Annotated in this window: 14 protein-coding genes; 12 read left to right on the top strand and 2 right to left on the bottom strand. The window is 38.2% G+C overall.

Annotation, left to right across the window (positions count from 1 at the left end):
* Window positions 1–34: 34 nt before the first annotated feature.
* The 12 genes from obgE (at window position 35) to V4B18_RS07710 (ending at window position 10,017) form a co-directional block, all read left to right on the top strand.
* A complete protein-coding gene (gene obgE / locus V4B18_RS07765; RefSeq protein WP_455475849.1) occupies window positions 35–1,063 on the top strand; it encodes a GTPase ObgE in 1,029 nt (342 codons plus the stop codon).
* A 1-nt stretch (window position 1,064) separates the two neighbouring features.
* Window positions 1,065–2,204, top strand: a complete 1,140-nt coding sequence (proB, locus tag V4B18_RS07760; RefSeq protein WP_455475848.1) for a glutamate 5-kinase — start codon at window positions 1,065–1,067, stop codon at window positions 2,202–2,204.
* Window positions 2,205–2,254: 50 nt separating this feature from the next.
* A complete protein-coding gene (locus tag V4B18_RS07755; RefSeq protein ID WP_455475847.1) occupies window positions 2,255–3,511 on the top strand; it encodes a glutamate-5-semialdehyde dehydrogenase in 1,257 nt (418 codons plus the stop codon).
* Between the two features lie 29 nt (window positions 3,512–3,540).
* A complete protein-coding gene (locus V4B18_RS07750; RefSeq protein ID WP_455475846.1) occupies window positions 3,541–4,134 on the top strand; it encodes a nicotinate-nucleotide adenylyltransferase in 594 nt (197 codons plus the stop codon).
* A gap of 69 nt (window positions 4,135–4,203) precedes the next feature.
* Complete coding sequence (gene rsfS / locus V4B18_RS07745) at window positions 4,204–4,632, top strand: ribosome silencing factor (protein WP_455476565.1); 429 nt, start codon at window positions 4,204–4,206, stop codon at window positions 4,630–4,632.
* A 1-nt stretch (window position 4,633) separates the two neighbouring features.
* Window positions 4,634–5,116 carry a 23S rRNA (pseudouridine(1915)-N(3))-methyltransferase RlmH gene (gene rlmH / locus V4B18_RS07740; protein ID WP_455475845.1) on the top strand — a complete coding sequence of 161 codons (483 nt, stop codon included), beginning with the start codon at window positions 4,634–4,636 and terminating at the stop codon, window positions 5,114–5,116.
* Window positions 5,117–5,250: 134 nt separating this feature from the next.
* On the top strand, window positions 5,251–6,495 hold the full coding sequence (locus tag V4B18_RS07735) for a murein hydrolase activator EnvC family protein (protein ID WP_455475844.1): 1,245 nt from the start codon (window positions 5,251–5,253) through the stop codon (window positions 6,493–6,495).
* A complete protein-coding gene (locus tag V4B18_RS07730) occupies window positions 6,485–7,795 on the top strand; it encodes a S41 family peptidase (RefSeq protein ID WP_455475843.1) in 1,311 nt (436 codons plus the stop codon). Before V4B18_RS07735 ends, V4B18_RS07730 begins: the two co-directional genes overlap by 11 nt.
* A gap of 40 nt (window positions 7,796–7,835) precedes the next feature.
* Complete coding sequence (locus tag V4B18_RS07725) at window positions 7,836–8,357, top strand: RNA pyrophosphohydrolase (protein ID WP_455475842.1); 522 nt, start codon at window positions 7,836–7,838, stop codon at window positions 8,355–8,357.
* 131 nt (window positions 8,358–8,488) lie between these two features.
* Complete coding sequence (locus V4B18_RS07720; RefSeq protein WP_455475841.1) at window positions 8,489–9,049, top strand: invasion associated locus B family protein; 561 nt, start codon at window positions 8,489–8,491, stop codon at window positions 9,047–9,049.
* A 321-nt stretch (window positions 9,050–9,370) separates the two neighbouring features.
* Window positions 9,371–9,676 carry a YggT family protein gene (locus V4B18_RS07715; RefSeq protein WP_455475840.1) on the top strand — a complete coding sequence of 102 codons (306 nt, stop codon included), beginning with the start codon at window positions 9,371–9,373 and terminating at the stop codon, window positions 9,674–9,676.
* Between the two features lie 23 nt (window positions 9,677–9,699).
* Window positions 9,700–10,017, top strand: a complete 318-nt coding sequence (locus tag V4B18_RS07710; protein ID WP_455475839.1) for a DUF167 domain-containing protein — start codon at window positions 9,700–9,702, stop codon at window positions 10,015–10,017.
* Between the two features lie 53 nt (window positions 10,018–10,070).
* Here the strand turns inward: V4B18_RS07710 and ppa are convergent, their stop codons facing one another.
* Window positions 10,071–10,601 (bottom strand): inorganic diphosphatase, encoded by a 531-nt coding sequence (ppa, locus tag V4B18_RS07705; protein ID WP_455475838.1) that lies wholly within the window; start codon window positions 10,599–10,601, stop codon window positions 10,071–10,073.
* A gap of 68 nt (window positions 10,602–10,669) precedes the next feature.
* Window positions 10,670–12,496, bottom strand: a complete 1,827-nt coding sequence (gene typA / locus V4B18_RS07700; RefSeq protein ID WP_455475837.1) for a translational GTPase TypA — start codon at window positions 12,494–12,496, stop codon at window positions 10,670–10,672.
* Window positions 12,497–12,602 lie beyond the last annotated feature (106 nt).

Raw genomic sequence — 12,602 nt, 5'->3', positions numbered from 1 at the left:
GGTTAGAGGAATTGATTCCTCAGTGAGCGTTTACATGAAATTTCTTGATCAAGCTAAAATTTATATTCGTTCTGGTACTGGAGGAGCGGGGGCAGTATCATTTCGTCGTGAAAAATTCATTGAGTTTGGGGGGCCAGATGGTGGCAATGGAGGAAGTGGTGGTGATGTTTGGGCTCTCGTTGTTGATGGACTCAACACATTGATCGATTACCGTTATCAGCAGCATTTCAGAGCAAAAACAGGAGGGCATGGCAGGGGACGTAATATGACGGGTAAAAAGGGTGATGATATTATCCTTAGAGTGCCAGTTGGGACACAAATTTTTGAAGAAGATAATGCGACTTTAATTTGTGATTTAACAGAAATTGGACAACGTTACCGTCTTGCAAAAGGAGGTAATGGCGGTTTTGGAAATCTTTACTTTACAACATCTACAAATCGGGCACCACGCTATGCAAATCCTGGTTTGGTTGGGGAAGAGCGTACGCTATGGTTGCGCTTGAAGTTAATTGCTGATGGGGGAATTGTTGGTTTGCCGAATGCGGGAAAGTCAACCTTTCTAGCATCAGTAACATCTGCAAAACCAAAAATTGCAGATTATCCTTTTACCACTCTGCATCCTAATCTTGGTGTCGCGCATATTGATGCCCGTGAATTTGTTTTTGCTGATATTCCTGGTTTGATTAAAGGAGCTCATGAAGGTGTGGGAATTGGGGATCGTTTTTTAGGGCATGTTGAACGTTGTCGCGTTTTACTCCATTTAATTTCTGCTCAAGAAGAAGATGTGGCAAAGGCATATCAGATTGTTCGTAATGAACTTAAGGCATATGGAAATAATCTGAGTGATAAAACTGAAATTGTTGCTTTAAGTCAGATAGATACTTTAACCATTGAGGAGCGTAAAGCAAAACAAGAGATTTTGCAAAGAGTGACTGGTCAATCTGTTATGATGTTTTCTGCTGTCAGTCGTGAAGGTTTAGAAAATGTGCTGCGCGCTGGTGCACACATTATTGAGATGGCACGCAAAGAAGAGAATATAAATAAAGGCAGTAGGATTGATTAAGATGGCAGTTGGATTGCAAAAGCTTGCGCACTATAAACGCATTGTGGTTAAAGTTGGATCTGCACTTTTGGTTGATCCTCAGACAGGTTTGCGAGCTGAATGGCACAATAGTTTGATTAGTGATATTGTTAAGTTGCATCAAAAAGGTGTTGAGGTTTTACTGGTATCTTCAGGAGCAGTTGCTTTAGGCAGAACATTGCTGCATCTTCCGAGAGGTGCTTTGAAATTGGAAGAAAGCCAAGCGTGTGCTGCTTTGGGGCAAATTGAGTTAGCTAAGACGTATGGTGATGCACTTGCTCGATATGGCATAAAAACTGGTCAGATTTTGCTCACTTTATTTGATACAGAAGAGCGACGACGTTATCTTAATGCGCGTGCTACGATTAATGTGCTTTTGCGCTTTGGAGCAGTGCCTGTTATTAATGAGAATGATACTGTTGCGACTAGTGAAATTCGCTATGGTGATAATGATCGTTTAGCAGCACGTGTGGCAACGATGATGGGGTCTGATCTTTTGATACTTTTATCAGATATCGATGGTCTTTATACTAAATCTCCTCACCGTGACCCGACAGCTAAATTTATTCCCTTCATTGCATCAATCACAAGTGATATCGAAAAAATGGCAGATGTTGCTGCCTCAGAATTTTCTCGGGGAGGAATGAAAACCAAGCTTGATGCTGGAAAAATAGCAAATTCTGCTGGAACGGCTATGATCATTACTTCAGGTAAGCGTATGAACCCTCTTGCAGCGATTGACAGAGGGGAGCGTGGAAGTTTTTTTGCTGCTAGTGAAAAGCCAGTTAATGCCTGGAAAACTTGGATTTCTGGTCATTTAGATCCATCTGGTATTTTGACGATTGACCAAGGAGCCGTTAAGGCGCTTGAAGCTGGAAAATCATTATTGGCTGCAGGGGTTATTGCTGTTGAGGGGGTATTCTATCGGGGAGATACAGTTGCAATCGTTGATGAAAATGGGGTTGAAATTGCTCGTGGACTTGTGAGTTATGGAAAAGATGAAGCTGTACGCATTATGGGCTGCAAAAGTGAAGAAATTGGGCTTATCCTTGGCTATGAAGCGCGTTCTGCTATGGTTCATCGTAATGATATGGTTTTACGCTGCTTGACTGATTCTATTTAAAAAAATTATTTTTTACTTTCTTTGATTGTTTTAGCGAAGTGGATGATAAAATGTCTTTAGAAGAACAGATGAAGAATATGGGACGAAAAGCACGCCATGCTTCTTCAATGCTTGCAATTGCCTCTTCTGAAGAAAAAAACAAAGCATTGGAATTAATAGCTTTGAATATAGAGGCTCAGTCAGCTGAAATTTTACGAGCCAACCGCCAAGATTTAAAAAATGCGGTTCAGAATAATTTGCGAGCAGCGATGGTTGATCGGCTTAAGTTAGATGAATTGCGTTTGCGTGCAATCATAGATAGTGTTCGCCAAATTGCTTGTTTGCCTGATCCTGTTGGGCAAGTTATGAACGAATGGACACGTCCAAATGGGCTGCATATTAGTCGTGTTCGCACACCTCTTGGCGTAATTGGTATCATTTATGAGAGTCGGCCAAATGTTACAATTGATGCGAGTGCTTTGTGCTTAAAAGCTGGAAATGCTGCAATCTTACGTGGGGGGTCAGATAGTTTTCATTCTGCGCATGCGCTTCATTCTGCATTGGTAAAAGGATTAGAGGACGCTGGTTTTTCTAAAGATAGCATTCAAATGGTTGGAACGACAGATCGCAGTGCTGTCGGAGAAATGCTAAAAGGGCTGGATGGGACGATTGATGTTATTATACCTCGTGGTGGAAAAAAACTTGTTGCGCGTGTTCAGTCTGATGCGCGTGTCCCTATTTTTGCTCATTTAGAAGGGTTATGTCATATTTATATTGATCAGTCAGCAGATTTAGATATGGCTCGTGATATTGTTTTGAATGCAAAGTTGCGGCGCACAGGCATATGCGGTGCGGTTGAGACGGTTTTAATTGATCGTCAGACATTAAAAAAATTTCTTCCTGTTTTGATGGCTTTACAAGAGAAGGGCTGTGAAATTCGTGCAACAGAAGATATTGTTTGTCTTATGTCAGGTGTAAAATTAGCATCTGAAGAAGATTGGTCGCGCGAATATCTTGACGCAATTCTCTCCGTTAAAACCGTTGAAGGTATTGAAGAAGCTATTACACACATTAAACGTTATTCATCTGGACACACTGAATCGATTATTGCTGAAGACATGAAGGTGGTTAGAGCATTTTTTAATTGTCTGGATTCGGCTATTTTGCTGCATAATGCATCTACACAATTTGCTGATGGAGGTGAATTTGGTTTTGGAGCGGAAATTGGCATAGCAACAGGGAAAATACATGCACGTGGTCCTATAGGAGTTGAACAACTGACGTCATTTCAGTATCATATTAGAGGAAATGGACAGGTTAGACCTTGAAAAAAAATTTTTTTCCCTGGAAAGATCGTATGCCACATGTTGAAAGGTCAAATGTTGTTGGTCTTTTTGGAGGGTCTTTTAATCCACCGCATGGAGGGCATCTTCTTGTTGCTAAAACAGCAATTAAACGTTTACATCTTGATCAATTGTGGTGGATGGTAACTCCAGGAAATCCCTTAAAAAATTGTACATATTTACCATCTTTAGATGAGAGAATGCGATTAAGCTTTGAGCTCATTGATCATCCCAAAATACGCGTAACCGGTTTTGAGAAGGCCGTGGGTAAGACAGCATCAGTAGATACAATTTCTCATATTTTGACTCATCACAGACGAGTGCATTTTGTATGGGTTATGGGCGCAGATAGTTTTGCAACAATTCATCGTTGGTATAGGTGGCATGATATCATGTTTATGCTTCCTATTGTGGTTGTAGATCGTCCTTCGGTACGTATGTCTACGCTTTCTTCTCCTATGGCACGGGTTTATCGTTTCTTTCGTTTAGATGAGAGAGAAAGTATACGGTTACCTTTTATGAAACCACCAGTTTGGACTTATTTGCATGGACCTTTATCTTTTCAGTCTTCAACAAACCTTCGTTTAAAAAAGAATAATTTTTCTTGAATATTTTACAAGATTTTGCAAATTTAAAGGAGCTTGTCTTTTTTCTACATTTAAACAATAAGAAAGGATATTGGTCTGAAAAACGTTTTACAAAAAGGTTCTTACAATATTACGCCCTTGGCAGAAAAAAAACTCTTTTCGGTATCTGATGGTCTTGAAATTATTCTCAATAGTTTAGAGAATACAAAAGCAGAAGATATTGTCTCTATTGATATTCAGGGAAAGTCACCTTTAGCTGATTATATAGTGATAGCTTCAGCGCATTCACAGCGTCATGTTTCTGCTGTTGCTGACCATTTATTATCTGCTTTGAAAGACAATGGGTATGGTCGAGCTAGAGTAGAAGGTCTTGCTGAAGGCGATTGGGTGTTAATTGATACAGGTGATATTATTGTTCATCTTTTTCGTCCAGAAATTCGTCTCTTTTATAATTTAGAAAAAATGTGGCTTGCTCCAGATTCAAGCAATACAAAGTTGGTTATCTTCGGAGATCAGTGACATGCAAATTTCTATTTTTGCTGTTGGTCGCATGAAAAAAGGGGGTGAACAGAAATTAGTTCAACATTATTTGGATCGTTTTTCTAAAAGCTCTGGAGCTGTGGGTTTTCATTTTAAAATATTACAGGAAATACCAGAGAGTCGTGCTCAGACAGCATACCAGCGTATGGAAGAAGAGGGGAAAAAACTTATTGAGTTTTTGCCTGAAAAATGTCGGTTAATTGTGTTAGATGAGCGTGGAAAATCGATTTCATCATTTGCTTTTGCTGAAAAATTGGGATTCTATCGTGATGAAGGTGTTCGTGATGTGGTAATTGCCTTGGGGGGACATGACGGGCACAATGAACAGATAAGAAATCGTGGTGATTTTCTTTTGTCTTTTGGTTCTATGACGTGGCCGCATCAGATTGCACGTATATTGCTTGCAGAGCAGCTTTATCGGGCTGTAACAATTGCAAATAACCATCCTTATCATCGTGTTTAAATATTTTAGTACAATTTTATATCTATTTCTATATTTATTAATATTGTTTTAGGTTACATCATTTAAAGCGTCATCTTTAGTTTATGCAATTAGGCTTAATGGTTGAGTAAATGAAGAGGATTCTTCATAGGAATATGCGATGTTTATATGAAGAATACGTGATATTGGTTGTGCTATTATTGAGCATGGGGGGGGGCTTGTCTGTATCATATGCCGAAGATGCGATTAGTAGTATAGAAGCACATAAAGCGTTGGTAGAAATTCGCCAAAATATTTCTGTTTCGCGTGAGCGTGTTGCTTTTCTTGTTAATCAAGTTGAACGTTTAAGAAAAGATCAACATGTTTTAACTGACGCGTTAATAAAAGCTGCAAAAGCAGAACGTACCGTAGCAAATGAAATTGCTGAGAGGAAAGAAAAACTTGAACAAATGATGAAGAAACAAGCAAAAATTTCTCAAAATTTAAAAAGTCATCGAGCTGAATTTGCTGATGTTCTTGTTATCTTGGAGCGTATGGGCTTGCATCCGCCTCCCGCTCTTATGGTGCGGCCTGAGGATGTTTTAGCATCCGTGCGTAGTTCTGTTTTGTTAGGAACTATTACCTTTAATATGCAAGAAAAAATACGGATTTTGGCAGCAACCCTTAAGGATTTAACTAATTTAAGCAACTCAATTGCAATGCAATATTCAGTTTTAAAGATGAAAATGCAAAACCAAGCGGAACAGCGAAAACATCTGGAGCTTTTATTAGACGAAAAAGCTAAATTACAAAAAAAATCAGAACAAGAATTAACGGAACAACGACAAAAAAATATTGATCTTGCAAAAAAAGCGCATTCCTTAGAAGAATTGATTTTAGAGCTTGATCGTCAGTCACAGCTTAGTTCTACTGCATCAGTACAGGTACAAAAAAATTTACAATTGTTAGAAAAATACAATTTTGAAAGCCAAAAAGGCTCTTTACTTTTTCCTGTTTCAGGAAAAAAAATTAAACACGTTAATAATAATTCGTATATAACACGCTTTGGTGAAATGATTGAAACAGAATCAGCTGCTGTTGTTGTAGCGCCTGCTGATGCTCTTGTTGCTTTTGCTGGACCATTTCGTTCTTATGGACAGTTAATCATTCTTAATGTTGGAAATGGTTATCATATCGTTCTTATCGGAATGTCTAGGATTAACGTAACTCAGGGGCAATTTGTTCTTTCAGGTGAGCCTCTTGGTACGATGGGAATGCAATTTATTGCAAACAATGTTGCATTGGATATAGGAAAAAATGTTCCAATGCTTTACATTGAGTTTAGAAAACAGGGAAAACCTATAAATCCAACTCCTTGGTGGCGAACAGAAAAATCAAGAAGGAGCCAAAATGATTCGTAAAGTTATTCTTTGGGTCGCTGGGGTATTGCTCGGCGCCAGTTCAATGGTTATGATGCAGTCTGTTGCTGCGAATAACGAAGGCGATACTTATAAACAGCTGGCTATATTTGGGGATATCTTTGAGCGCGTACGTACGCAATACGTGACGGTTCCGGATGATAAAAAGCTGATTGAAAATGCTATTAATGGCATGCTTACATCGCTTGATCCACATTCATCTTATATGAATGCTCAAGAAGCCAAGGATATGCGCGATTCTACTAAAGGAGAATTCGGAGGGCTTGGTATTGAGGTAACCATGGAAAAAAACTTAATTAAAGTTGTTTCTCCAATGGATGATACACCCGCTTCAAAAGCAGGCATTTTAGCGGGAGATTTCATTTCAAAAATTGATGGCGTACAGACGAATGGTCAAACATTAAATGACGCTGTCAATAAGATGCGAGGAGCCGTTGGAACGCCGATTACATTGACAATTATTCGTTCTGGCGTTGATAAGCCGCTTGAGATTAGAGTTGTCCGTGATATCATTAAAGTGAAAGCGGTTAAATATCGCATTGAGGGTGATATTGGATATTTAAGACTCATCCAATTTTCTGAACAAACTTTTGGCAATCTTCAAGCCGCAATTAAAGATATTCAGTCTAAAATTCCTCAAGATAAATTAAAGGGCTACGTTCTTGATTTGCGGCTTAATCCTGGTGGTCTTTTAGATCAAGCGGTTAGTGTTTCGAGTGCTTTCCTTAATAAAGGTGAGATTGTATCGACTCGTGGACGCAAAAAGAGTGATGTCATGAGATTTGATGCTAAGCCGGGGGATATTATAAATGGAAAGCCTCTCATTGTACTTATCAATGGCGGTTCAGCTAGTGCTTCTGAAATTGTTGCCGGTGCCTTGCAAGATCATCGTCGTGCTACAATTTTAGGTACACAGTCTTTTGGTAAAGGATCTGTTCAAACAATCATTCCTTTGGGTGAAAATGGTGCTTTACGTTTGACAACGGCGCTTTATTATACGCCGGCTGGTACTTCAATTCAAGGAACTGGTATTACACCAGATATTATTGTAGAGCAGCCATTACCTGAAAAATATAAGGGGTATGATGTAAAACTTGGTGAATCTGAGTTAAAAGGGCATATCAAAGGAAAACGAGAAAGCAATAAAGGATCTGGCTCAGCCGCCTTTGTTCCGCAAGATCCTAAGGATGATGTTCAATTGAATGAGGCTTATAAGCTTTTACGGGGTGAAATGGCGAACGCAGCATTCCCACCAGATCCCAATAAAGATATCTTAAAATAAGAAGGAGTTTGTATAACATATGCTTTAAAGGGATAATTGAATGGATGAAATTGTAAATTTTGAAGCTCTTCCTTATCGAAAATGTGTTGGAATTCTTGTATTTAATCATGAAGGTAAAGTTTGGGTTGGGCGCCGTTTAATGGTGCACACCCATGCAGATACTGAAGTGTCTGATTTTTGGCAGCTTCCTCAAGGAGGGATCGATGAGAATGAAGAACCATTAGATGCTGCACGTCGTGAGCTTTACGAGGAAACGGGTATTCGATCTGTAACCTTAATTAAGGAAGCAAAGGATTGGTTTTATTACGATTTTCCACAGGAATTTACTGGACATGTCTTAAGCAATAAATATCGCGGACAAACGCAAAAATGGTTTGCTTTTCAATTTACGGGGGAAGCTTCTGAAATTGCAATTAATCCACCTCCAGATGGCAATAAGGCAGAATTTGATAAATGGAAATGGATTGATCTGGAAATTTTACCTTCAATCATTATTTCTTTTAAAAAGCAGGTTTATATGAAAGTTGTTAATGAGTTTAGAGGTAGTTTTAGATATTCGTAAAATCTATACCATTGTAGGATGCTATTTTTTTTTATTAACATATTTTAACCATTGTGTAATTATTAGAAAATAGAAAGAAGTAAACCCTTATTTAAAATAATTCTATTTTATGTAAAGAATTGGAATGTGAAATGAAAAAATTATTTAATTTATTTATAATCTCTGCTTTTTTAAGTATTTCTTCTGCTGCATTTGCAGTAGATGCAAAGACAACTACACCGAAGCCTGCAACAGCTACATTGCCTAATGGTGCTTCTTCTTTGACCGAGACTTATGGTTTGTGGAGCGTTAACTGTGGTATGCAGGATGGAAAAAAAGTTTGCTTTATACACCGTCAGGAAGTAAACGATCAGAATCGCGTTGTTGTAGCTATGACAATTATTCTCGATGCCGATAACAATGTATCTGGTAGTTTAACAGTTCCTTTTGGCATGCTGGTTTCTAAACCTGTTCGTTTACAAGTAGATGAGGGAAAGGCTACTATCGAAACAGCTATTCGGACTTGTTTTCCATCAGGTTGTATGGTTCCAATAGCTTTTGACAAAAATTTTGTAGCAGCTTTACGTGCTGGAAAAAAATTAAAGCTCGCTATGACAATTTCAGCTCCTGGCGAACCACCTTTTAACGACTTATTCGTTCAGTTAAATGGTTTTAGTAATGCGCTTAACCGTTTAACTGCTTTGCAAAAATAATCTCAAAACAAAACAAAGGTAGCCTTTTTGTTCAAAGCAAAATGATTGTCACAACAAACATATAGCTAGAGCAGTGAAGCTAACGTGCAAGGGGTTTTCAAGGTTTTTTGAATTTTTGCAAATCCTATAACTTTTTATTGCTACTTTTGTTTTGTTAACTGTTTTTCGTTCGGATGTTTATTCTTCTTGTTATAAAAAGAAACATTAATGTGTAGTGTAGGAGTGTGTTAACCAAAAAGATAGTTTTGGTAAATAGGTTTATTTTAATAAACTTTTCTATATATGATCTTCTATTCCGTTTATTGTAAAGAGGGATAAAGAATGATTTATGCTTTGCTGCAGATGGTTGATCTGATTTTCAATATTTATATTGATATTTTAATCGCAAGCGTCATCTTTTCTTGGCTTTGTGCATTTAATATAGTGAATGCGCGTAATCGTTTCGTTTTTTTAATAGGAGACTTTCTGTATCGCGCCACGGAACCAATTCTTTCTCGTATTCGAAGATTTTTGCCTAATCTTGGAGCGGTTGATATTTCACCTATTGTAGTGTTTTTAATTATTTATTTTATTCGCGTCTTTATGTGGCGTGCTTATGCAATATATATCTATAAAGTATATATATAAAATGCCGTATTAGGTAGATAAGGATGTTTCATCAAGTTGATGCTAACGGCGTGATTCTGTTTGTGTATCTAATTCCAAAGTCTTCAATTGACAAAGTCGTAGGAATTGAATGCAGGGATAATGGAAAACAGTATTTGGTAATACGTCTTCGCGCTGTTCCTGAAGGTGGAAAAGCGAATAAGGCGCTTATTAAGTTTTTAGCGAAGCAATGGAAAATTCCACCTTCCTGTATTTCTCTAAAAAGTGGCATAACATCGCGCTACAAACAGCTTTATTTTTCAGGATATTTAGAAGAGATAAAAAAAGTGTTATACTTCTTAGAAGGTTGTACCTCTACATAAAAATATAAAAAGTAAAAGCCTGTTAAAAAACAGGCTTTATTTCGTTGAAATAGTTATGCACTTTTATAACGCTCAATGGCTTGCATAATCAATTTATGTGCAAAATTTTTATCACGCCAACCTTCAATTTTAGCCCATTTTCCAGGTTCAAGATCTTTGTAATGTTCAAAAAAATGTTCAATTTTCTTTAATGTAATTTCAGGAAGATCTGTATAGTCATGAATGTTGATATATTGTTGCGTTAATTTAGGGGTAGGGATGGCAATAATTTTTTCATCTTTACCACCATCATCTTCCATAATAAGAGCACCGATTGGATGAACATTGATGACACAGCTGGGCATGAGTGGACGGGTGTTGCAGATAAGAACATCAATTGGATCCCCATCTTCTGAAAGCGTATGTGGTACAAAGCCATAATTTCCTGGGTAAACCATTGATGTGTAAAGAAATCTATCGACAAATAAAGCTCCAGATTTTTTATCTATCTCATATTTTATTGGTTGACCGCCAAGAGGAACTTCAACGATGACATTGATATCTTCTGGTGGATTTTTGCCAACAGGTATTTCCTTAATATTCATGTAAATATCCTTTCCGGAATATGGTTAAGCAAGGTACGATCGGAGACTTGGCCGAAAAAATTATGAAATCAGGTTGAGATTGATGAGCGTGTTTTTTCAAAACGTTTACGTTCATTGGGGTCTAGATAAAGTTTTCGTAAACGAATACTTTTAGGGGTTACTTCTACAAGTTCATCATCTTGGATCCATGATAAAGCACGCTCTAGTGTCATTTTGATGGGAGGAGTTAATTTTACGGCTTCATCTTTTCCAGCAGCGCGCATATTTGTTAATTTTTTTCCTTTTAAAACATTCACTTCTAAGTCATTATCACGTGAATGTATACCGATGATCATGCCTTGATATACTTTAACACCAGCATCGATCACCATCGGTCCACGGTCTTCAAGGTTAAAAAGCGCATAAGCAACAGATTCACCATTATCATTTGAAATCATAACACCATTAATACGACCACTAATGTCTCCTTTATAAGGCTCATAAGCATGAAAAAGGCGATTCATAATTGCTGTGCCGCGTGTGTCTGTTAAAAGTTCGGACTGGTAGCCGATAAGCCCTCGGGTTGGTGCGTAAAAGACAAGGCGTACACGATTTCCTCCAGAGGGGCGTAGTTCAACCATTTCTCCTTTTCGTTCAGACATTTTTTGAACAACAGTTCCAGAGTACTCTTCATCAACATCAATTACCACTTCCTCGATTGGTTCAAGAGTTATTCCATTTTCGTCCTTTTGCATAACAACACGCGGACGTGAAACACTAAGCTCAAATCCTTCACGACGCATATTTTCAATAAGAACTGCAAGTTGCAATTCTCCTCGTCCTGAAACATAAAAAGAGTCTTTATCGGCGGATTCTTCAATTTTAAGAGCCACATTTCCCTCTGCTTCTTTCAGCAAACGGTCACGGATAACACGACTTGTGACTTTATCTCCTTCAGTACCAGCAAGGGGGCTGTCATTAACTAAAAAGCTCATAGTAACGGTAGGAGGATCAATTGGTTGCGCAGTGAGTGGTTCATTGACCGTAGGATCACAGAAAGTATCGGCAACGGTTCCTTTTTGTAAACCCGCAATTGCTACGATATCACCAGCAGTACTTTCTTCAATCGGTTGTCGTTCTAGCCCACGAAATGCCAAAATTTTTGAAATACGTCCAGTTTCTAAAAGTTTTCCATCTTGTCCAAGAACTTTGACACTTTGATTTGGTTTAATAGAGCCTGAATGAATTCGTCCTGTAATAATCCGTCCCAGAAACGGATCTGCTTCGAGGATAGTTCCTATCATGCGGAATGGTCCTTCAGCCACAGTCGGAGAAGGGACATGGCGAATTACAAGATCAAACAAAGGACTTAATCCTTGATCTTTTGGACCTTCGGGAGATTCAGACATCCATCCATCGCGACCTGATCCATAGAGAATAGGAAAATCAAGCTGTTCATCAGTTGCATCAAGAGCCGCGAAAAGGTCAAAAACTTCATTTATAACTTCATCAGCGCGTGCATCAGGTCGGTCAATTTTATTAATAGCAACAATAGGTCGTAATCCTACTTTTAGTGCTTTACCAACGACAAATTTTGTTTGTGGCATTGGGCCTTCAGCGGCATCAACAAGCACAATTGCTCCATCTACCATGTTCAAAATGCGTTCAACTTCTCCACCAAAATCGGCGTGACCTGGTGTATCAACAATGTTAATTCGGGTATCTTTCCAAACAACAGATGTTGCCTTTGCTAAGATTGTAATTCCACGTTCTTTTTCAATATCGTTTGAATCCATCATACGCTCACTTGTGCGCTGGTTATCACGAAAATTCCCTGATTGCTTGAGAAGTCCGTCTACAAGCGTTGTTTTTCCATGGTCAACGTGGGCAATGATGGCAATGTTACGCAATTGCATAAATTTTCTTCTTTTCGTTTAATGAGATTTCATTTAAGGCAAAGTTTTTGCATCTTTTCCTTTGCTATTACAAAACCTTTTACATGCTTTTTTATAATTTTGGAAG

This window comes from Bartonella sp. B17 (assembly GCF_053795755.1).
Note: the sequence above shows the minus strand (reverse complement) of the source record. Positions and strands in the feature narration are given on the sequence as shown.